The sequence below is a fragment of the Acinetobacter gyllenbergii CIP 110306 = MTCC 11365 genome (assembly GCF_000413855.1).
Taxonomy (GTDB): Bacteria; Pseudomonadota; Gammaproteobacteria; order Pseudomonadales; family Moraxellaceae; genus Acinetobacter; species Acinetobacter gyllenbergii.
In genome coordinates this window covers 54,193-77,136 of sequence record NZ_ATGG01000010.1, presented here as the reverse complement: position 1 = coordinate 77,136, position 22,944 = coordinate 54,193, and the positions used below count along the sequence as shown (strand labels likewise).

Annotated in this window: 17 protein-coding genes and 1 pseudogene; 10 read left to right on the top strand and 8 right to left on the bottom strand. The window is 39.7% G+C overall.

Annotated features, from left to right (window positions below; all coding sequences use genetic code 11):
• Nucleotides 1–150 precede the first annotated feature (150 nt).
• Complete coding sequence (locus F957_RS15205; protein ID WP_016541276.1) at nt 151–1,608, top strand: CYTH and CHAD domain-containing protein; 1,458 nt, start codon at nt 151–153, stop codon at nt 1,606–1,608.
• Nucleotides 1,609–1,935: 327 nt separating this feature from the next.
• Here the strand turns inward: F957_RS15205 and F957_RS21850 are convergent, their stop codons facing one another.
• A complete protein-coding gene (locus F957_RS21850; protein ID WP_016541275.1) occupies nt 1,936–2,568 on the bottom strand; it encodes a hypothetical protein in 633 nt (210 codons plus the stop codon).
• 105 nt (nt 2,569–2,673) lie between these two features.
• On the opposite strand from F957_RS21850, the gene F957_RS15215 reads away from it, so the two are divergent.
• A complete protein-coding gene (locus F957_RS15215; RefSeq protein WP_016541274.1) occupies nt 2,674–3,057 on the top strand; it encodes a DUF3144 domain-containing protein in 384 nt (127 codons plus the stop codon).
• A 49-nt stretch (nt 3,058–3,106) separates the two neighbouring features.
• On the opposite strand, the gene F957_RS15220 is transcribed toward F957_RS15215, so the two are convergent.
• Entirely contained in the window at nt 3,107–5,875 is a 2,769-nt protein-coding gene (locus F957_RS15220; RefSeq protein WP_016541273.1) for a M16 family metallopeptidase, read from the bottom strand.
• A 144-nt stretch (nt 5,876–6,019) separates the two neighbouring features.
• The gene (locus F957_RS15225) at nt 6,020–6,838 is read right to left on the bottom strand and encodes a PhzF family phenazine biosynthesis protein (RefSeq protein ID WP_016541272.1); all 819 of its coding nucleotides are present in this window, start codon (nt 6,836–6,838) and stop codon (nt 6,020–6,022) included.
• 274 nt (nt 6,839–7,112) lie between these two features.
• On the opposite strand from F957_RS15225, the gene F957_RS15230 reads away from it, so the two are divergent.
• Both F957_RS15230 and F957_RS21845 read left to right on the top strand, forming a co-directional pair.
• Entirely contained in the window at nt 7,113–7,724 is a 612-nt protein-coding gene (locus tag F957_RS15230) for a DJ-1/PfpI family protein (protein ID WP_016541271.1), read from the top strand.
• Nucleotides 7,725–7,973: 249 nt separating this feature from the next.
• Nucleotides 7,974–8,219 (top strand): annotated as a pseudogene (locus F957_RS21845) (PAAR domain-containing protein); the annotation flags it as partial.
• Between the two features lie 811 nt (nt 8,220–9,030).
• Here F957_RS21845 and F957_RS15240 read toward each other — a convergent pair.
• Both F957_RS15240 and icd read right to left on the bottom strand, forming a co-directional pair.
• On the bottom strand, nt 9,031–9,651 hold the full coding sequence (locus F957_RS15240; protein WP_016541269.1) for a pentapeptide repeat-containing protein: 621 nt from the start codon (nt 9,649–9,651) through the stop codon (nt 9,031–9,033).
• A gap of 135 nt (nt 9,652–9,786) precedes the next feature.
• Nucleotides 9,787–11,043, bottom strand: coding sequence for an NADP-dependent isocitrate dehydrogenase (gene icd, locus F957_RS15245; protein WP_016541268.1), 1,257 nt, complete (start codon nt 11,041–11,043; stop codon nt 9,787–9,789).
• Nucleotides 11,044–11,237: 194 nt separating this feature from the next.
• Between icd and F957_RS15250 the strand changes: the two genes are divergently transcribed.
• Nucleotides 11,238–12,056 carry an rRNA large subunit pseudouridine synthase E gene (locus F957_RS15250; RefSeq protein ID WP_004652077.1) on the top strand — a complete coding sequence of 273 codons (819 nt, stop codon included), beginning with the start codon at nt 11,238–11,240 and terminating at the stop codon, nt 12,054–12,056.
• Between the two features lie 62 nt (nt 12,057–12,118).
• Here F957_RS15250 and F957_RS15255 read toward each other — a convergent pair whose 3' ends face one another.
• Both F957_RS15255 and F957_RS15260 read right to left on the bottom strand, forming a co-directional pair.
• On the bottom strand, nt 12,119–12,763 hold the full coding sequence (locus F957_RS15255) for a hypothetical protein (RefSeq protein ID WP_016541267.1): 645 nt from the start codon (nt 12,761–12,763) through the stop codon (nt 12,119–12,121).
• Nucleotides 12,764–12,877: 114 nt separating this feature from the next.
• Nucleotides 12,878–15,109 (bottom strand): NADP-dependent isocitrate dehydrogenase, encoded by a 2,232-nt coding sequence (locus F957_RS15260; protein WP_016541266.1) that lies wholly within the window; start codon nt 15,107–15,109, stop codon nt 12,878–12,880.
• A 571-nt stretch (nt 15,110–15,680) separates the two neighbouring features.
• On the opposite strand from F957_RS15260, the gene paaI reads away from it, so the two are divergent.
• Nucleotides 15,681–16,064 carry a hydroxyphenylacetyl-CoA thioesterase PaaI gene (gene paaI / locus F957_RS15265; protein WP_016541265.1) on the top strand — a complete coding sequence of 128 codons (384 nt, stop codon included), beginning with the start codon at nt 15,681–15,683 and terminating at the stop codon, nt 16,062–16,064.
• Between the two features lie 124 nt (nt 16,065–16,188).
• On the opposite strand, the gene F957_RS15270 is transcribed toward paaI, so the two are convergent.
• Nucleotides 16,189–17,889 (bottom strand): M61 family metallopeptidase, encoded by a 1,701-nt coding sequence (locus tag F957_RS15270; RefSeq protein ID WP_016541264.1) that lies wholly within the window; start codon nt 17,887–17,889, stop codon nt 16,189–16,191.
• 171 nt (nt 17,890–18,060) lie between these two features.
• Between F957_RS15270 and F957_RS15275 the strand changes: the two genes are divergently transcribed.
• From F957_RS15275 to phrB, 4 genes are all read left to right on the top strand, one after another.
• Entirely contained in the window at nt 18,061–19,380 is a 1,320-nt protein-coding gene (locus F957_RS15275) for a D-alanyl-D-alanine carboxypeptidase PBP6B (RefSeq protein WP_016660215.1), read from the top strand.
• A gap of 95 nt (nt 19,381–19,475) precedes the next feature.
• Nucleotides 19,476–20,762: an NAD(P)/FAD-dependent oxidoreductase gene (locus F957_RS15280; protein ID WP_016541262.1), complete on the top strand. Its 1,287-nt coding sequence runs from the start codon at nt 19,476–19,478 to the stop codon at nt 20,760–20,762.
• A 125-nt stretch (nt 20,763–20,887) separates the two neighbouring features.
• Nucleotides 20,888–21,370 carry an FKBP-type peptidyl-prolyl cis-trans isomerase gene (locus F957_RS15285; RefSeq protein ID WP_004652066.1) on the top strand — a complete coding sequence of 161 codons (483 nt, stop codon included), beginning with the start codon at nt 20,888–20,890 and terminating at the stop codon, nt 21,368–21,370.
• Between the two features lie 120 nt (nt 21,371–21,490).
• Nucleotides 21,491–22,930 carry a deoxyribodipyrimidine photo-lyase gene (gene phrB / locus F957_RS15290; RefSeq protein WP_016541261.1) on the top strand — a complete coding sequence of 480 codons (1,440 nt, stop codon included), beginning with the start codon at nt 21,491–21,493 and terminating at the stop codon, nt 22,928–22,930.
• The last annotated feature ends 14 nt before the right edge of the window (nt 22,931–22,944 follow it).

The following is a 22,944-nucleotide window of genomic DNA, read 5'->3' as shown; positions in this document are numbered from 1 at the left end:
TCTCCACACGTTAATGCATTTTCTGTACAAAATAAAGTCATTGCGTGCCATCCTTTTCCTGCTTAAAACAACTTTACAATGATTTTTGAGATCAACAAGTTATACTATTTTTTATATTTATCATTCTCGGTGGTCAGGAGTCATAACATCATGGAAATAGAGCTAAAATTTCAACTGCCTGAATCTAAGAAAAAAAGTGTATTACAGCTGTTAAGCAAACAAAAAGCACAAAAAATTCAGCTACAAGCAAAATACTATGATACGGCCGACCGTTTACTGGCAAAAAATTATGTGGCAATTCGTTTGCGTCAGGAAGGTGAACATTGGGTGCAAACCTTTAAAGCGGCCAGTAAAAACCATTTACAACGCATCGAAGAAGATATCTATTTAGGTAAATGTACTGAAGAACCCGAACTGGATTTATCTCTATATAAACATAATCAAACAGTCCAAACTGTACTGCGTGATGTCCTAGGCGATTCACCTGCTGAGTTATTGCTACAGTTTCAAACTGACGTCCAACGCACCTTTCATGTCTTCGAGTTTGCAGGTTCACAGATTGAAGTTTGCTTGGATGATGGCGAAATCCGTACGCCAACTGATCAAGCTAAAATCTGTGAAGTTGAATTTGAATTGAAACAAGGCTCGGCACAGTCTCTGATTGATTTTGCCAAAACTTGGGTAGACAAATACCAACTCTGGCTCGATGTACGGAGTAAGGCTGAACGTGGTAATTTATTGGCTATTGGCAAGACGGTATCCCCTGCCAGCAAAGCGAAATCACTGATTTTAGATACAGATATCCGTGCTGAACAAGCCCTTAAACTGATTATCGAAAATACCCTAAATCATATCCTGCCAAATACAGCTGCAATCGCTGATGGTGTAGCAGAAGCAGACCATATTCATCAAGCCCGTGTTGGCTTACGTCGTTTACGCTCAGCTTTAAAACATTTTTCTAATTGGTCGGCACATATTGATCCGAATTGGGAAAATCAATTGGCTGATATTTTTAGAGCTTTGGGACAATCACGTGATAATGATGCAATTCAAGATTCCATCATTCCCTTAGTAAAAGAAGTTTGTGATTTTGATTTCCCATTCACTGAGAGTACTGACAGTCGTGTTTCTCAGTTATTAAGTCATCCTAAAACCACACAGCTATTTTTAGCATTATTCAGCTTCACCTATAGTGAGCATGAGTCTAAATCTAAACTTTCCAAACAGGCAGCGAAAAGCTTAAGTAGGCTATATCAAAAAATTCTCAAAGATGCAGCCCAATTTTCTAAGTTAGAAGTCGAGCAACAACACCGTACCCGTAAACGCGTCAAACAATTGCGTTATTGCATCGACTTTATTTCAGCGCTGTATCCAGAAAAGCAGGTTCAACAATTCTTAAATAAGTTACAGCCAATTCAGGAATATTTAGGCTTTTATAATGACCTGTTTGTTGCTGAGCAAATCTTTGAGCAACAGGCTGTGAAGCATCCGCAGTTTTTATTTGCATTAGGTTGGGTTAAAGCACAGCAACCACATGTGACCAAGAAAGCGAATAAAAAGCTTCAGACCCTATCTGCTCAGGACGCTTTTTGGGATGAAAAGCAATAGCTGCATAAGGGAAAATCACCTCACTCTATTATCGTGATGGCGGCATGGATGCCGCCACAAATAATTTAAGTCCTACAAAAAGCGGATACTCGGAAACGTCATCAGCAACCTGCGTGATATAAGCAACGTAATGTTTCTGCGATACATTTTAATAAATCCAAGAAATAGACAGGTTTTGCTGATGACAATGGTTTTGCCTACTTTGTCCGAAAACAAAGTAGGAAATCGCCTACGCGAAAACCTCCAAACTTTATATAGCTCTTGTGGCTGTGCTGTTATTTTTTAATGAAAATTAGAGTGTTAAACTATTTATTCCACTTAAATCATTTACCGATATTTCCCAAAAATCTTCCACGTACCATTATCCGCAATCGGATCGCTATAACGATCATTACGCTGCTTACGCGGCTTATCCCGTGCATCCACCAATTTAAAATGTGGTTCTACACTCAAAATCACCCCATTCATATAAAACCGCGTTCGGGTATAGTCACTTTGACCATGCTGAAAGACATAGGTGCGTAAATCAATAAATTCACGATGTGCAACTAAGGCCGCCGTATCATCACTACCCAACCATTCCTGCATTGCAAAAATCTGATCCGTCTCAAAGTGTCCACATTTTTCTAGTAATGCTGCCACACCACGGAAAGTTTTCGACTCTTTAGCACGAGTTTTATTAATCCGAATCCGATCGACATGAAAGAAAAACAGCGGCAGATTTAAATGACTGGGTAAATGAATCGCATCTACCACGTCATCTTCCATAAAAGGCTGACATAACTGTTGTGCCCGTTCAATCAAAGGTTGCCATTGTCGATAATATTCATCCACATCTTGTTGCAGCCCATAATAAATCGGCAAGCCTTCGACATGCTCTAAATATTGGGGTGGATAAATATGCTGGCGTAATAAGGCAATATCCGTTTTTAAGCTTTGAATCGCGATCGCATCTTGCATAGTGATTATTCTAATTGCTTAGGCTATTTTAGGTTAAGGCAAAGGTTTAGTTTCGACAAGGCTTTGTCTATAATAATGTGTCTTAACTTGTCGCTGGGAAAAACCATGTCTCAAAAAATTAACGCCACTGATGTGACGGAAGAAGAAGCTTTAAATGCAGTCTTTTTTGAGCGTGCAGATGAGTTCATTAAGCTTGCCAATGATTTCTGCCGACCACCTAAAGGTCAGCAAACCAAGCCAGAAGAATTACGTGGTCAGGTCAGTGCAGCCATGTTATTCGCCACTGCCCGTTTTAATACTTGGGTCGCAGCCAATAACTTCAAAGACGGCGAAGAAATGCGTGCTGCCAAAGAACAAGTGATGTCTTATCTGCTGCAACAATTCCAAATGATGCTGGAAGATAACTTTGACGAATATTGCGAACAGTTTGAAAACTACCTACGTTTCCGCAAAAATGAAGATTTTCATGCGCATAAACATGATCACTGATTATCTCCAATAAAGAAAGCCACCTCATCGGTGGCTTTCTTTTTATGATTTACTTCAAGTCTTGTGCTTGACCATATTGGTCAGCCATGACTTCGACAAACTGATCAAGTTTGATGTATTTCTGGATGGCAGCATTGACATCTTCTTTACTCAGTTTTGCAAGCTCTTGATCTCGTTCAGCACGATCCAACAAAGTCTTGTTGCGCTCTAATTGACCTGTCAACATACCATGAATATTGCGCTCATCTTCCAAAGCCGTCACACGTTTCTTCATGATATCTGCTTTGGCTGCTTCCACTTCCTGCTCAGTCACGCCTTTGCTCAGCAACTCATTCAATACCTTGTGTACTGATTGCGAAACTTGCTCTGAACGACCAGAAGTATAATTTGCAGTGATACTCAACGTACCATCATCAATATCTGGGTCGAGGTCTAAGCCACTGCCAAAACCATACACCAACGCATTTTTCTCACGTAACTCTTGAGCCAAACGAGATGACAATTGTGAGTTACCCAAAATATGACTGAGAATAATCAAAGCAGGCGCATCTTTATGGTACGAACCAACAGGCAATGCCAATACACTTTGATAGCTACCGAACTCACGCTGCTCTGATAAAGCATGCACTTTCTGTGCTTTATACACCGTATATTGACCGGTCACTTTTGTGAACGGTTGCTTTGCTTTCCAAGAACCAAAGGCCTTTTGTAAGGTCTTCTGCATTTTCTTGGCATCAAAATCACCTGTTACCGCAATTTGTGCATGATCGGTCTCAAAGAATTGATCATAGAATTGTTTGACTTGTGGCTGAGTGACTTCACTAATCTGCTTTTTGGCAAGCTCAGGTTCAAAGTGATAACGCATATCCCCTGGTTGATAGATTTCCAAAATTTTAGATAAAGTCATTGATGACACAACCGCAGGTTCTGTATATGGACGATCCAGTACCGACAAACTTTGATTTTTTGCCAAATCAAATTCAGTTTGCGAGAATTTCGGCTGTTTGATGACATCAATAATAAAGTTTAAGAAGTCTTCAAATTTGTCTTTTTTCGCTTGAACAACGATGGTAAAACCATTGCCATTTGAACTGACCGATGCGCCACCACTCGCCGCAATCGCCTTATCGGTAATTTCCTGCAAGGTATGCTTCTCAGAACCCCGTAGCATTAAATAGCTGGTTAAATCTAAAGTGACTCCTTTACCAAACAGCGCTTTCTCATCACCAAAATCTAAACTAATGGTGGCATAGGTTTTATCATCACGTGTAGGCGTTGGGAATAGCGCGTAGCGAATACCATTCTTCAACTCGCCACGCTGAATTTTCTGCTCATTTTTTTGCAATTGCTGAGCAGACTGTGCCATAAACTGGCTAACTTCCTGCTTATACACACTAGCATCTTTTAAAGGCTCAGGCTTTTCAGCAGTTTGGTCGAGCGTTTTTGGCTTTTGTTCAGCTTTCAACGTCATCGCTTTTTTCTGATCTTCAGGCGTCGGTAAAATATCACCTGAAATACGATGGGATGAAACTAAAAAGTCTTTTAAGGTTTGATTGGCATCTTTTAATTTTAAATCTTTAACAGCCTGCAAATCTTTAAAGTATTGATCCCATTGACCATGAGATGAAACTGCGTAATCACTTAGACGTGAACCCAAAGCCACCGCATCATTCATAATCGTATCCGCATCATTTTGCGTGATATTCTTGATTCGTTGTAACTCAGCTTCACTAAACTCATGGCTATTTTCAACACCTGCCGTGAGCGCCTCTTGGACTTTTTTGGCATCATGATTCGGGGCATAAATTGCACCCATAAACACCACATTAAAATCTTGATCTAACCATGTAGTCGATTGCACTGCCGTACTAATACCGGTCTCAACCATGCTCTTGTATAAAGTACCGCTTGGTTGCATGGTGTACAGTGCGGGTGCTAAGGCTAAAGCAGGCTGCAGCTTGGTATTTTTGCCATTCATATAGATATGGAATTTGGCTAAATCACTGCCCTTGTGTACCGTAAATTGACGCTGTTCAATTTTGCTTGAATCCAACACAGGCACTTGCACTTGAGCAGGCACAGCACGCGCTGCAATCGGACTGAAATATTGGTCAATCTTATTGAGTACTTCAGTCTTATCAAATTTACCAGAAATGACCATCACCGCATTATTCGGCGCATACCAAGTTTTATAAAACTGATTCAATTCATTCAGTTGAATCGACTTTAATTCAGGTAGATCACCAATCGGCAAACGACCCAGATATTGGTTGCCATACGCCGCTTTCCACATTTGATCCATTAAAACCGCAAACGGTTGATCCATACGGATTTCACGTTCGCGTTTTACGATTTCAATTTCAGACGGTACAAATTTTTCTTGCAGTACCAATTTGTCCATACGCTCAGATTCGAGATATAGAATCTCATTCAGCGCATTTTTTTCAGGACGAACGATATTTAAATATTTGGTTGAGTAATAGTCTGTACTGGCGTTGGTCATCAAAGTAAATTGATCTAAACGGCGCTGAAACTCATCCCCTTTGACATTCTGCGTACCTTTAAACGCCAAATGTTCCAATAGATGAGCCAGACCACCTTTACCCTTTGGATCATTCAATGAACCCGTGAAATAAACCGTATTAACGTAAACTTTGTTTTCTTTATCGTTTGGCGCAAGAATAACTCTGAAACCATTATCTAATTTATATTCTTCAATATTTTTTTCACTTTTTACGAGTACTGTCTGAGACCAAGACGTCGCACTCAACCCGATCAAACAAAGAGAGAGAGTAAGCTGCTTAAACCGCATTAACATAATTTATCCAAGTAATTTTGGTGATTTAAATAAAAACGTCAAGCTATAGTAGAGAACGATTCGCATTTTTAATAGTTATGTTTTGAAAAAAGCTGTTTATTTAAACAGCTTTTATCTTTGTTTTTGCACAGTTTAAGTTAAAATTCAGATTGCTAGTTCAGCTTGCAGATACAATTTTGCATAACCTGAAATTTCAATACGATCTTCAGATGCAATGACACAATCTAAAATTCCACCCCGTTTAGAGGCTTGAAAGGCTTTTAATCGAGTCTGATTCAATTTTTCAGCCCAGAGTGGAACAATCGCCGTATGAATTGAACCAGTTACAGGATCTTCATCAATACCAATCGCTGGTGCAAAATAACGAGAAACACAATCAAACTGCCCTTCACCTCTGGCGGTAATGGCAACATCAGGCTGAGAAGCGGTAATCGCAGTACGAATTTGTCCGAGTTGTTTTAATTTTTCAAAATCTGGTTGTTCATCCAAGACATCCTGTACGGTTTCATATTCAATAATATAGGCTTGGACATTACGGTAAACTGCTTTAAAAGGCTTGGTGAGCCCTTCACGTAATACTGGCGGATAGTCAGCAACCAACTCTGCTTTACGAATCGGAAAATTCATTTTAATTTTACCATCAGCATCTTGGCTAACAATAAAAATACCCAAATCGCGTACATGAAACTGGATGGTTTCAAGCTTGGTGAAATCTTTAAATAAAACAAAAGCACTGGCTAAAGTAGCATGTCCACAAAACGCAACCTCATTGAGTGGAGAAAACCAGCGAATTTCATAATTATGCTCATCAATCGTTTTTACAAAAGCCGTTTCAGATAAATTGTTTTCCATGGCAATATTCTGCATCAAATGCTCATCCAACCATTCATCAACAACGATTACACCTGCTGGATTGCCTTTGAATAATTCTTGGGTAAAAGCATCCACTTGATACATCTTCATAACACGGCACTCGCTCTATTTTTCAGTTATTTTTGAACATCTGGTCCAGAAATTATAGATACAGATTTTTCTAAATTTACGATACACCGCTGCTTTTCTCATTCAGCCTGCTTAAACGCCTAAATTTTAAGCCAAAAATGCGTTTCGCTTGCTAACAGATCAGGCCAAAAGTCCACTGATTTAGCATAATTCAAAATAAGCCATACAGAATATTCACAATAAAAAATTTACAGCTGACTATGGTGTTAAGCAGATAAATCAAGTGAGAAAAGCCATGCCTATTTCTGTACATGCTGTCGTATTTGAAGACTTTGAAACCCTTGATATTATGGGACCTGTTGAATTGTTTGGTCTATTGCAACAGCACTATCAAGTCCAGTTTTACAGTCTGAATGGCGGTCTAGTTTCCAATAAACATGGTGTCTGTATCCAAACCAAATCATTGAGCGAAATCGAAACAAATGCCGAAAGTATTCTGCTGATTCCTGGTGGCATCGTAACATTTGAATTAATCAAAAATCAGCAGTTTCTTGATCAGCTTAAAACTTTAGCAGATCAAAGCAAATATGTTCTGACAATCTGTACAGGCAGTTCATTACTTGCAGCGACCGGTCTTTTAAATGGCGTTAAAGCAACATCGAATAAAATGGCATTTGAGTTCGTACAAAAACTTAATGACCAAGTGTTGTGGCAAGCCCAAGCCCGTTGGGTGATTGATGGGAAATTCTATACCTCATCGGGTGTGAGTGCAGGTATGGATATGACCCTTGCCTTCATCCATGACACACAGGGTGAAAAAGTTGCCCAGCTTTGTGCAGAAGAAGCCGAATATATCTGGAATAGCAACCCAAACGTTGATCCCTTTTGTAAAGTAAAAGCAGACTAATCAACGCTGAATATGAAGATTTATTTATTATCACTTGCTGTAGGTATTGAATTTTTAAATCAGCCTTTAAATAATCACATCTTTAATAAGTTGCTATTTGTTTTCACAGTATGGATAAATAGATGTGTACATAATATAGGTAATTAATGAAAGCTCATATTTTCCATAACAAATTCAATATAATCCAATTCATTATATTTAAACTCATTAAACACACATAAAGCATCTAATTTATAAACAAATTAGGCAATGCTTTGCATAAAAAGCATAAAGGTGACAATCTTTATCCAATTATTTTTAAATTTTCTATTTATTTTAATAATTCTGGATATTCATAATATGCAAGCATTTATAACAAGAGGGTGTTTTACTAATCACGGTGGCAAAATCATTGAAGGAGATGATTCTTGACTAGTAGATGGTAAAGCGGCTCATTTAGAGGGAATGAGTCATTATTGCCCTAAATGTAATGTGGTTTCTAAAGCCATAGATACATAACGAGGATTTATACAGGTTAATGACCGTAATGTCATAGGTGGGGACCGAATTCCAGCATTCATTGTTGAAAGAAGAAGTGATATGAAAGTTAAGATCTTATTTTGGGTTGCTCTCCTAAACATTATTGGAGTTGTATTCATTTATACCCTGTCTTTTATGACAAAGAACAATCATTATGCTGTTTCAATTGATAGATTTTTCATTTCCACCTCAGCTTTAATATTAATTATTACATTAATTCTGAAGCAGAAAATAGCAATTCTAGTTAGCATTATTGCGTTATTACTGAGTATAAGCATGAATATATTTAACATCAGTATTAGCTATCAAAAATGGTTAGAGCGAGAGCAGCCAGAATTAGGCCATCGAAGTACAGATTTTAATAGCGAAAAAATATAATCATAAAACAGCCTCAATAATTAAAGTTGAGACTGTCTTAGCACGGCATTAATTTAATTAGCTCTCAATTTGAGAGTATGCTACCTATTACATATCACTCAATACTCATGTTTCGCATATTGTTTAATTTTTTATTGACCTTCTGCAAAGAGATAATATCCAAGTTCTTGAGCTGTAGCGTGTTTGATATCACCTACGGCCGATGCGGTATCTTCACAAACACAAGCAGTATTATCATGGATAATCTCCACACACATTGAGTTTAAATAACCGTTTAACAAACTTCTTTAGATCACAATTGATTCCTTTTATTCGGCTCTATCTTGCTTAAAAATAAGTTTTAGCTTATCTCTCCCATAAAAATGAGTGGCCTAAAACCACTCATTTTGACCGAATTATTTTCTCAGACTCAATCAATTCTGACATCGAAACCTAGGTTTTCAGCAATCATCAGCGTTTGATCAAGATTGATAATCGCCTCTTTAATCTGCGTTTCTTTCGGGTCTAAGGCACTCAAATCGCTGCCCCTTAAATCGCATTCGGTAAAATCTGCACGATGTAGCCATGCACCAGATAGATCGCTATCTCGCAGCGAGCCTCCATGGCAACGCACTCCCGTCAAATCGGCTTCTCTCAAACGAGTTCGCAAAAAAGAAGCTTTCTCTAGATCAGCGCCCGGCAATCCAACAAAAGCCCAATCACTGTCTTCAACCTGCATGTGGTGAAACTGACAATCGCTAAACATACTGCCAACAAATTTACAGTCGGTGAATTTACTATCAAAGAAATTACAGAAATGAAAAGTACAATTTAAAAATGCACTATGCTGATGAACTGATGCATTAAAACGTGCACGACGAAAGGTACATTCATTAAAAACAGCACCTGTGCTTTGGGCTTCTGACAGATCTAAATCAACAAACAAAGTCCGCTCATATTTTTGATTGCTGAGTACCTGACCATAGCAATCTAAACTGGTTATGGTTTCTGTAGTTTTTGGTGTAGCAGCACCGTATTTTCTTTCAGCCATGGTGTTCAATATTTATTTTCGAATACATCAAAATATGCCATGCATGCTCGTTTGTACATGCTTTTCTCCTGACTTATTTATCTCAATTTTAAAATAAAAAAGAGCGGCAAAACCGCCCTCTTATTATGTAGAAAACTAATCTTCCATATGCTGAATTATGGCTTTTCCAAACTCAGAACAACGCAACAAGGTTGCATTTGGCATCAAACGTTCAAAGTCATAGGTCACGGTTTTCGCAGAAATCGCTCCTGAAACACCTTGAATAATCAAATCCGCGGCTTCCGTCCAGCCCATATCTCGCAACATCATTTCAGCTGATAAGATAATTGAACCTGGATTGACTTTATCCTGCCCTGCGTACTTTGGTGCGGTGCCGTGTGTGGCTTCATAGACTGCGATTGCACCACCAATATTCGCGCCTGGAGCAATCCCAATGCCACCCACTTCTGCTGCAAGTGCATCAGAAATATAGTCACCATTTAAGTTCAGCGTTGCAATCACTGAATAATCGGCTGGACGCATCAAGATTTGCTGTAAGAAAGCATCAGCAATCACATCTTTAATAATAATGTCTTTGCCCGTTCTTGGATTTCTAATTTTTACCCAAGGCCCACCATCTAACAATTGACCACCAAAGCGTTCCATGGCGAGTTCATAGCCCCACTCTTTAAACGCACCTTCGGTGTACTTCATGATATTACCTTTGTGCACCAAGGTCACCGAAGGTTTATCATTATCAATCGCAAACTGAATCGCTTTACGCACCAAGCGCTGTGTGCCTTCTTTTGAAACGGGTTTAATTCCAATGCCACAATCAGTCGGGAAACGGATTTTGGTTACGCCCATTTCTTCTTGCAGGAATTTAATCACTTTCTTGGCTTCCGGCGAATCTGCTTTCCACTCAATTCCTGCATAAATATCTTCCGAGTTTTCACGGAAAATTACCATATCGGTGAGTTCGGGATGCTGAACTGGTGATGGAACGCCTTCAAACCAACGTACTGGGCGTACACAAACATAAAGATCGAGTTCTTGGCGCAATGCGACATTTAAAGAACGAATACCGCCGCCAACGGGTGTCGTTAACGGGCCTTTTATTGATATAATAAATTCACGTAGAGCATCAAAAGTTTCTTCTGGCATATAATTGCCATAAATTTTATCTGCTTTTTCGCCGCAGTAGACTTCCATCCATTCGATTGAACGTTTGCCACCGTAAGCTTTTAACACGGCGGCATCTACTACTGCCTTCATTGCTGGTGTAATATCCACACCAATACCATCACCTTCAATAAAAGGAATGATTGGTCGATTTGGAACATTCAGTGACAGGTCTGCATTTACTGTGATTTTGTCTCCATCAGCAGGAACCACGATCTTCTGATAACCCATTTTGCAGGTTCTCCCTCATGTATTTAGCGATTATCTCTATGCCTTCTATGGCATACTTTCGTTTTTTATTGCATGAACCAGTTTAGTTCAAAACAGGTTTTTTTTGAGATTTATACGGGAAATAACAACATTTCTCCATTAAATAAAAACCTTTATTGTTATGATGCCGCCCATAGCCAAAGTAGTATATCCATATGAAAGTAGTCGTATTTAACAAACCTTTTGACGTTTTGTCACAGTTTCGCGAAGATGAAAAACATTTAACAGTTTCAAGTTTTATCAAAGATCCTGAACTTCGTATTGCAGGACGTTTAGATTTAGACTCTGAAGGTTTAATGTTTCTTACTGATCATGGTGGTTTAAATCAATTCATCACCCATCCAGACAATAAGAAATATAAAACTTATCTTGCTCAAGTTGATGGTGATGTCACAGAAGAAGCTATTGAAAAATTGCAAAAAGGCGTTGAACTTGCAGATGGTATGACTTTACCGGCCAAAGCGCGTAAAGTTGATCAGCCTGAATGGCTGTGGGAACGTAATCCACCTGTACGTTATCGTGCCAATATTCCAACGACTTGGATCGAATTACAAATCTGCGAGGGTCGTAACCGTCAAGTACGTCGTATGACCGCTGCTGTGGGTTTCCCAACTTTACGTCTGATTCGTACTCAAATTGGTAGCATCGATCTCGTTAAACTAGGTTTACAGCCAGGTGAACAATTGGAAATCGAACCTTTGCTTTATCCAGATTTTAAAGATGTTCCTGCCGATAAACCTTATGAAGGTCGTTCTTTCGCGAGAAAATCGAATAATAAACCGCACTTTTCACGCGCTAAAGATAAAGCTCGAGAAGAAAAAGGTGAAAAACCATTTAAAGGCAAGAAAAAAGCAGGTGGTGGTACAACCCGTATTTGGCAAACTGACGATGCCGATAAACCACGTCGCAAGACCAATGGCACAACCCGTCCAAATACCAAAGCACCGCGTGGCCGTAACCGTAATGGGCGTTAGAGTTTAGATGTTTTAAAGCCCACTTTCGTGGGCTTTAAAACATGCGCTAAACAACAGATGATTCAGAATACAAACGAATAAATATCAAAAATACATTTTATGAAATAACCCAACATAAGTAAGGGACAACCATAAATTATAAAGTAATCATATTTATATTTATTTAGCTGTCTTTCACGAAGAATTTTACACCAATAAATCAAGATCGAAAGATTTACGCAGAGAGCAAAAATAAGACTGATCACTAATTTACCAACAAGTGTTGATAATGATGGAGAAAAAAACTCCCTATTATTTATAATTTTATATTTATCATTATTAATTAAGTCAAAATATTTAACTCTAACCGACTTCACCTCACCTAAATCATTAACTCGGGCTTCGTAGGCTAAATTTTCGACTTTAAAGCCATACTGATAATCACTCCACTCCCGACATAAATGAATCATAGTAGCACCACAGAAAATATCTCCGAGATAAGAACCATCATTGTAAAGCTCAAAATAGTATGTCGTTTTTTTAGCTGGGTATTTTTCTATATAAACCCTTATTTTCTCATCTGCTTCAACATATTCTTGTTTCTTTTGATAAATATGATTTTCAATAAAACTGTAAGTGGATTCCGAAACGATATAATAAGCTAGATGTAACAATAAAAAAGCTGCCATAAAAACAGAGGAATGCGTATCAGCCCGAGTTTGTTCCATCTTTTACTTTAAAACCCCAAAAATCGAAAAATCCGACTCATATTAATAAAAAGCCGATGTTTTCACATCGGCTTTTTTATATCACCGACAATGTTGTCGGTGATATACCAATAATTAAAGTGACGCAAGTGTCGTATTAAACGTTGCACTTGGACGCATTACTGCATTTACTTTCGCTGGGTCGATTGCATAATAACCACCAATATCAGCAGCTTGGCCTTGAACTTGAGCAAGTTCAGCAACAATCTTCTGTTCGTTTCCAGCAAGCGATTTTGCAAGCGGAGCAAATTTCGCCTTTAACTCAGCATCTTCGTCTTGAGCGGCTAATGCCTCAGCCCAGTACAATGCTAAGTAGAAATGGCTGCCACGGTTATCTAACTCACCTGTACGACGTGATGGAGACTTGTCGTTATCAAGAAGTTTACCTGTTGCTTGGTCAAGCGTCTTCGCAAGCAATTTCGCACGGTTATTATCTTCTTTGATACCAAGCTCTTCTAAAGACACTGCTAACGCAAGGAACTCCCCGAGTGAATCCCAACGCAAGTGGTTTTCTTCAACCAACTGCTGAACATGTTTCGGTGCTGAACCACCCGCACCTGTTTCATACATGCCCCCGCCAGCCATTAACGGCACAATCGACAACATTTTCGCTGAAGTACCCAATTCCATAATCGGGAACAAGTCAGTTAAGTAGTCACGTAAAATGTTACCAGTGACAGAAATAGTATCTAAACCACGCGCTACACGTTCAAGCGTATAACGCATTGCACGTACTTGTGACATGATTTGAATATCAAGACCTGTGGTGTCATGATCTTTCAAGTATTTTTCAACTTTTTTGATCAATTCATTTTCGTGTGGACGGTACGGGTCAAGCCAGAAGATCGCAGGCATGCCTGAGTTACGTGCACGTGTTACTGCAAGTTTCACCCAGTCACGGATTGGTGCATCTTTCACCTGACACATACGCCAGATATCACCTTCTTCTACATTTTGTGACATCAACACTTCACCCGTGTCTAAATCAGTAATGTTGGCAATACCCGCTTCTGAGATTTCAAAAGTTTTGTCGTGTGAACCGTATTCTTCTGCTTTTTGCGCCATCAAACCAACGTTTGGTACTGTGCCCATAGTACGTGGATCGAAGTTACCATTCCACTTACAGAAGTTGATCATTTCTTGGTAGATACGCGCGAAAGTTGATTCTGGCATCACAGCTTTACAGTCGTAAGGTTTGCCGTCAGCACCCCACATTTTACCGCCACCACGAATCATTGCAGGCATAGAAGCATCGACAATCACGTCATTTGGTGAATGGAAGTTGGTGATGCCTTTAGCAGAATCCACCATTGCAAGTGCAGGACGGTGTTCTTGGCAAGCATGTAAATCTTCGATGATTTCTTCACGTAAAGATGTTGGTAGAGTTGCGATCTTTTCATAAAGACCAGCCATACCGTTGTTCACGTTAATACCGAGTTCGTCGAATAATTTACCGTGTTTTTCAAAAGCGTCTTTATAGTAAATTTTCACACAGTGACCGAATACGATCGGGTGTGACACTTTCATCATGGTTGCTTTCACGTGTAATGAGAACAAAATGCCCGCTTCACGACAGTCTTCAAGTTCTTTCTCGTAGAAATCACAAAGCGCTTTCTTGCTCATAAACATTGAGTCAATGATTTCACCATCTTGAAGTGCGACTTTTGGCTTCAGCACAATGGTTTCACCAGACTTAGTGATGAGTTCCATTTTCACATTACGTGCACGGTCTAAAGTCATTGATTTTTCACCGTGGTAGAAGTCGCCTTCATCCATGTGAGAAACGTGAGTTTGAGACCATTGTTTCCACTCACTCATTGAATGCGGGTGTTTTTTTGCATAATTTTTCACAGCAGCTGGCGCACGGCGATCAGAGTTCCCTTCACGCAATACAGGGTTTACTGCTGAACCAAGGCATTTACCATAACGTGCCTTGATCTCTTTTTCTTCTTCAGTGGTTGGATTTTCTGGGTAATCAGGAATCGCATAACCCTTCGACTGGAGCTCTTTAATACATGACACTAACTGAGCAACAGACGCACTGATGTTTGGAAGTTTAATGATATTGGTATCTGGATCTTGTGTAAGACGACCTAACTCTGCAAGGTTATTGTTTACCTTTTGCTCATCTTTAAGGTAATCTGAAAATTCTGCGAGTACACGTACTGCAACTGAGATGTCACTTTTAACAATCTCAATGCCAGCAGGTTTTGTAAAGGTCTCAATGATCGGTAGCAATGAATAGGTCGCTAATAACGGCGCCTCGTCAGTCAGTGTGTAAATGATTTTTGACTTTCCACCAGCCATATATAGCCCCTTGTGTTGGATTGAGTTACGGATAACTGTGCTTGTGGCCCAGCTCCTAGAACCGATTTGCTTAAACAAACTTGAGAGTATCAGTGTTCATCACATGCGAGTCAACGCAATATCCAGTGATAACGACATTTCGATAAAAAATACTACAAAATGATATAATAGTAGCATCTCGCCATATCTATATGCGGTCAAGTTTTGGCTTTTCAAATACAAACCACTGTCTGCTTTAAATATAGATACCGAATTGATCATTTAGCAAACAAATACATAAATTGCTAAATAACCCGTGCTATTTTGACAGGCTTAGATGAACAATTCGTTAATTCTTTAGTGGTAGGTTCAATGTAATCGACACACTTTTAAATCGATTTTATCTTTGTTAACTCACGATTTAATGACCTATACATAAGCCCAGCGAAACTCAATCACGACCTGCTTGAACGTCAAAAATATTGCGCTTTTTATCAGATCTTATCGATCATTTATCAAAACGGCATTTATGATTCAAAAAAAATAATTTATATTTAAAACCATATCATATAAAAAGATGGATCTTGCCAAGATGAATGCATTATTTCAACAAGATGCTGTGATGCAAATGATCGGTGCAAAACTAACAGCCTCAGGTCATCGTTCAGCCGCAGTCTCTTTAACAGTGAAAGAAAATCATACTCAAGGGCATGGCACCTGCCACGGTGCCATTATTTTTGCGATTGCAGACAGTGCCTTTGCGATTGCATGTAATAGTGAACAACCTGCTGTCGGACAGCATTGCAATATCAGCTATATCAAACCAGGAAAAATTGGCGATACTTTAACTGCAACAGCAAGCTTCAAAGCGCCAAGTGGACGATCTGAAATTTATGATATTACAATCGCCAATCAGCACAATGAAATTATTGCCGAGTTTAGAGGAATTTCACGCTTAGTGACTAAGCAGAAATAGATGTGCCTTTTAACGATTCACTCTTTCAAAATCAAAGTTTCAGCAGGAATAAATCCACGCTCATACCAAAATTAAATACAAAAAAAGGAAGAGATTCAGCTCTTCCTTTTTAATCAACACATGATTACTTCAACCAACGATCCAGCTTATTTTGATCTTCGACTTTGAGTTCAACTGTTGTCAGTGCATTCTCACCTGCTTCCAGTTCAAATTGTAAAAACTCATCACGGCGGAATGCATAAACAATAAATTTACCTTGTTGCTTTGCATACTTTGCCAACAGTTTTTCCGAAGCCTTGATGCCATCAATCGCAATAATCACATCATTGGCAGACAACCCAGCCCTTGCCGCAGCACTCTCTCGACGAAGCTGTTGTACTACCACGCCTTCAGCTTTATCAACAACTTTTAAGCCAAATGGCAAAGCCTTGTCTTCTTTGGTGCTATAACTTAAACCAAATTCAGGGAAGAGTTGATCCAGTGGCAATTCATCTGTGGTGTTGATCAAATGATTGATTTGCTCAATCCAGTTATCCCCTGTCAACTCATGACATAAGTCAAAAATCGTCCGATCATTCACTTGAATCCCATTTTGGGTATTTTCATATAGACGACGCATCAAGGCATCTAAATTTGAACCACGTAAGCGCAACCCCAAATCCAAACAAAGTGCCACCAAACTGCCTTTATTATAGTAGCTCGTGCCTGCATTATTCGAGTTTTCATCTTGACGATAAAACTTGATCCAAGCATCAAAGCTTGACTCAGCAACAGATTGCACCAAACGCCCTGGGTTTTGTAAATAACGGTCAATTTGCGCTTTAAGTAAATCCAGATAAGATTTTTGTGAAATCACGCCACTACGCAACAAAATCAGATCATCATAATATGAAGTAAAGCCTTCAAAAATCCACAGTAAGCTCGTGTAGGCTTCTTGATGCAAATCATAGTTGGTAAAATTTTCAGGGCGAATAAATTTTACTAACCATGAATGAAAATATTCATGGCTGCATAGACCTAAAAAGCGTTGATAATCTTTAGACGGTTCTTCTGCCTCATCCGCCTTAGGTAAATCATCACGCGGTGTAATTAAACTGGTGCTATTGCAATGCTCTAATCCACCATAACTATTACCAGTTGCCATGGTCATAAAGGTATAGTTTTGAAATGGTGCTGAACCAAAGATGTCGATTTCAGTTTGGCAAATCTTTTTAATATCTGCCTCTAAACGAGTTAAATTGGTCGCATGCTTGCCAGAAATCACAAACTCATGCGCAATACCATTGGCTTCAAAACTAAAACGACTTTGCTCGGCCAACTCAAATGGACTATCAATCAACTGATCGTAGTTATCTGATTTTAAAGTAAAACGTCCTTTAACCAAGCTTTTGGTTGGCAAACCCGTCGCAATTTGAAAATGCTTGAGTTCATCTGGGAGGAAGATTTCCACTTCACACGGCGCTTGCTCTTGATCTTTTAAACCCAGACAAACACAAGCTGGATTGACGTATAAACGGGTTTGATCAACATAGGCCCCGCGTACCGATAAATCATAAGCATAGACATCATATTCCACCGTAATCAGTTCATGATCGGTATTGAATAAACGCCAGCGATTTTTCTCTGTTTTTTTAATACTGAGTAAACGCCCTGCTTCATCAGATGCTTTTACCGATTCAATGTGTTTGGAAAATTCTCGAATTAAATAGCTGCCTGGAATCCAAGTTGGCAACCAAAGTTCTTGATTGGGGTTGGCAAGGAAACGTAAGGTGACATGAATCAGGTGTTGGCGATAATCGTCGAACTCAATTTGATAGTGCAACATAATTTCTAATCATGAAAAATAGGAACAATTTCACACAGCTTAGCATTTTTTTACAAAGTCATGCGTAGATGTCGTAATTGTCAGCAAAAGTTGCTGGATTCTTCAACAAAAAAGTCATAGCATTCTCCTCTCACATTTAAGGCCACCGGATCGGCACTACAAGGTATTCACGTGAAATTTCTCCTCCCCCTCTTTACGTTGTTTAGTCTCATTTGTGCAAACCTTGCACATGCAAATTTACTCAACATTGCCCCTGAAACCGTTGAAGCTCAAGCATGGTCTGTGATTGATGCTCAATCCGGACAAATTATTGCTGAGCATAATAGTCATGTTCAGCGTGCACCAGCCTCACTCACCAAGATGATGGTGGCCTATATCGCGCTAAAAGAAATTGAGGCGGGTAAATTACGTAAAGAAGACATACTGACCGCAACGCCTGTTGTTAGTACAGTCATGTGGGATGAGTCACAAATGTATTTAAAAGCAGGTGAACAGATTTCTGTTGACCAGCTTTTAGCAGGCCTCATTGTGATGTCTGCCAATGATGCAGCCGTCACGCTTGCAGAAAAAATCTCGGGCAGCGTACCGCAATTTGTGGCGCGTATGAATCAAGAGGCGCAAGCCTTGGGCATGAAAGATACGCATTTTAGTAATCCAGCTGGGATTACCATGACCGATCATTATTCTACAGCTGCTGATCTCAGCCTGCTTGCGAAAGCCATTGTGAAGCAAACCCCTGAATATTTATATTATTCAAAAATGCCAAGCTTTAGTTATAACCAACGCTTCCATCATGCAACTAATCTAGCATTGAAAATGGATCCAACCGCTGATGGTCTAAAAACAGGTTTTACCAAAGCGGCAGGTTACAACTTAGCCCTCACTGCTGAGCGTCCAACCTTTAATCCGCATGTTGAAAAACGTCGTTTGATTGTGGTGGTGTTAGGCACACCAAGCGCAGTAAAGCGTGCAGAAGTGGCACATAAATTGATGAATTTGGCTTATACCTATACCCGAGATGAAGAAGTAATTCCAAAACAACGACTCATTGCTGAACTACCTGTAATTAAATCGACTTTGAAAATGTTTAAAGTTGAAACACAGCAACCAACGATTGTCACCACCTCACTTTATGGTCAAGCAGCGCCGATTGATTTAAATACTTTTGATTTATTGACACAACGTATTCATTTGACTGATGCCAACCAGCAAGTCACGACCGTTGAACCGCTTCAAACGACGAATACACATATCAATATCGAACTGAATGAACAGCATTTAACTGCACCTTTGACTCAAGTCATGAACTTGGCCACGGTATCGATTTATCAAAACAACCAATTGATTCGTAGCTTACAGATTGAGAATGATGTTCAGATTGAAGAAGCCAACATTTTTCAAAAAATTATGATCTGGTTTTCTAATCTGTTCAGTTTTTTTTCAACCAACGATACTCAAAACCCGAAACTTTATCCTTTAAATCAAGGTTAAAAAAAACCTACTTTTTCTATCAAGATTACCAATACAATATTGAAAAAAGGATGGCATAATCCTGCCATCCTTTCACAAAAAAAATTAGGTTAATCATGAGTAAAACCTTACATCATATCGTGATTGTAGGCGGTGGCGCAGGTGGTTTAGAACTTGCGACACAACTAGGTGAACGTTTTGGCCGACGTAAGAAAGCCCGAATTACCCTAGTCGACCAAAACCTCACTCACATATGGAAACCACTTCTTCACGAAATCGCAGCTGGCTCACTCAACCCCCACGAAGAACAGACCAATTACTTTGCTCATGCAGAAAAACATCATTTTGAGTTCGTCCTTGGTACCCTCACTGATGTCAATAAAGATAAAAAACAAATTACGCTCTCTCCTCCACAACTTTCCAAAGAACACACCCCACTGATCCAGACACTTAACTACGATACGCTAGTGCTTGCTGTTGGCTCTGTGTCCAATGACTTCGGTACCGAGGGTGTGCGTGAATACTGTCATTTCCTTGATAGTCGTCAACAAGCTGACATCTTCCAACAGGATTTGTTCCATCTGTATATCGAAGCACAAAACCAGCCAACTGAACGTGCCTTAAATATTGGCATTGTCGGCGCAGGGGCAACGGGGGTTGAACTGGCAGCTGAACTGATTGAAACCACCAAAAACTTTTATCGTTATGGCTTAAAGAAAATTGACCCTAAACAAGTCAAAATTACCTTGATTGAAGCTTCTGATCGTATCTTGCCTGCACTGACTGAGAAAACCGCTGCACATAGTGCCAAGCAACTCAAGAAAATGGGCATCGACATTTTGACGCAACACAAAGTACAGAAAGTCGATGAATCCAATGTCTATTTTAGCAATGGCAGTGTTTTACACTCAGATATTACGGTTTGGGCCGCAGGTGTTAAAGCGCCTAAAGTTTTAGAATCATTCCATGATTTTAAACGGGACAAGATTAATCGCTTAATGGTCTATGCAACGCTGCAAACCTACTCTGATCCAAATGTATTTGCTTTCGGCGACTGCGCCAACTGTCAGTTGGATGCACGCCAACCTCCACTAGGTCCACGTGCGCAAGTGGCAAGTCAGCAGGCCACCTTCTTGGTAGATGCCATGGCTGCGCGTTTGTCGGGTTCACCTCAGCCAATGTTTAGCTTTAATGAAAAAGGGTCTCTGGTGTCATTGAGCCACAATCAAGCGGTGGGAGAGCTGTTGGGCGATGTTAGCGTACAAGGTTTTATTGCCAAAACTATGTACGTCTCTTTATACCGACTACATCAAGCCAATATTCATGGTTATACCCAAGCGGGCATGCTCACCATGAAAGATTTCCTAACGCGTCGTGTCCGTCCAAAAATTAAACTGTATTGAGTTGAAATTTGATATTTCGACTCAATATTTAAGTAAATCGTTTCAAAAAGTGGAAAATAGTCAACAAAATCTATTTTTCACTTTATGATATACAGCTAAAACTATTGATGACATGGATTCAAAACATGACTGCTATTGCAAATAACCACGTGGTTTCATTCCACTACACTTTAACAAACGCTGAGGGTGAAACACTTGATCAATCTCAAGGTGAACCACTTGCATATTTGCACGGCGCGGGCAACATCATTCCAGGTTTAGAAAATGCTCTTACAGGTAAAACTGTTGGTGAAAAATTCACTGTAAACGTTCCAGCTGCTGAAGGTTATGGCGAATACAACCCTGACCTCGTTCAAGAAGTTCCAGCTCAAATGTTCCAAGGTGTGGACAACATCCAACCTGGTATGCAATTCCAAGCTCAAACTGATGACGGCGTTCAAATCGTAACCGTTAAAGCAATTGAAGGCGACAACATCATTGTTGATGCGAACTTCCCACTTGCTGGTCAAGATCTTACTTTCGAAGTTGAAATCGTTGAAATCCGTGATGCTTCTCAAGAAGAATTAGATCACGGTCACGTTCACGGTGCAGGTGGTCACCACCACTAATTCATGATTTGAATTAGATGCAAAAAGCAAAGCTTGGGCTTTGCTTTTTTATTAGCAAATACTTTTTTAAAATCAGAAAATCGCTTAAGGTCATTTCAATCACCATCTACGTTGTCAACTATGTCTCATCCCTATCAATTGATTTGGTTTCGCCAAGATTTAAGAATCCAAGATCATGCTGCGCTTTGGCATGCGACTCAGGCTGGTTCATGTCTGGCACTGGTGATCTTATCGCCTGCGCAATGGCAACAACATAATGATGCGCCCATTAAAATCGAATTTTATTTACGCCAACTGCAAGAATTAAAAAAACAACTGCATCAACTCAATATTCCTTTAATGGTTCAGACCATTTCACTTTGGAAAGATCTACCTGATTTTTTTGCTGATTTGCTCCAACGACTTGAGATTGAACATGTCTATGCCAATGTCGAACTCGGTGTCAATGAATTAAAACGCGATCAGGCCATCCAACAACAACTCCATCAGCAGCAAAAAGAATTCATACTTTTTCATGATCGAACCTTATTTCCTGTGGCTTCGATCCGCAATCAGTCTGCCTTACCCTATAAAGTTTTTAGCGCATTTAAAAAAACCTGTTATCAACGTTTACAGCATGGTTTACCGCAATGCTACCCGGCTCCTACGCAGCAGCAACCACTCTCGCTCGATGTGTCCTATTTTCAGCTAGATAACATTCAACAATTACATCACGATTATCTAGAACAGATCCAACATCCGCATTTTGCTGAATGGCAAGTGGGTGAAGACTATGCACTCACCTTACTCGACCAGTTTATCCATACTCGCTTAGCAGATTATAAAACTGCACGTGATTTACCAGCTGTTTCAGGCACCAGTCAGTTATCTGCCTATTTAAATATCGGGATTCTTTCCATTCGACAATGCCTGCAAGCCCTGTTTAGACAACAACACGGGCATTTTGAAATTCAGTCTGAAGGGCAACAAACTTGGTTAGATGAGCTGCTGTGGCGAGAATTTTATCAACATATCTTGTTTGATTTCCCCCAAGTTTCAAAGCATCTACCTTTCCAATCTTCCACTGCAAAAATCAGCTGGCGTAATGATCATGTTGCTCTAGCAAAATGGCAACAAGGGCAAACAGGGATTCCGATTATTGATGCGGGCATGCGGCAAATGTTGGCGACAGGTTGGATGCATAATCGAGTACGTATGATCTGTGCCATGTTCTTAAGCAAGAACTTGTTGATTGACTGGCGTAAGGGAGAACAATGGTTTATGCAGCATTTAATCGATGGCGATTTAGCAGCAAATAATGGGGGTTGGCAATGGTGTGCCTCAACAGGTACCGATGCGGTCCCCTATTTCCGAGTGTTTAACCCTGTTACACAATCACAAAAGTTTGATCCCGATGGCGTTTATATTCGCCAATGGATCCCTGAACTGGCTCATCTTGATCACAAAACAATCCATGACCCTTATGCAAAGAATCAAGCCTTAGTACTAGATTATCCTAAGCCAATGGTTGATTTAAAGCACAGCCGTCTACGAGCCATAGCAGCATTTAAAACAATCTAACTCAGCTTACATAA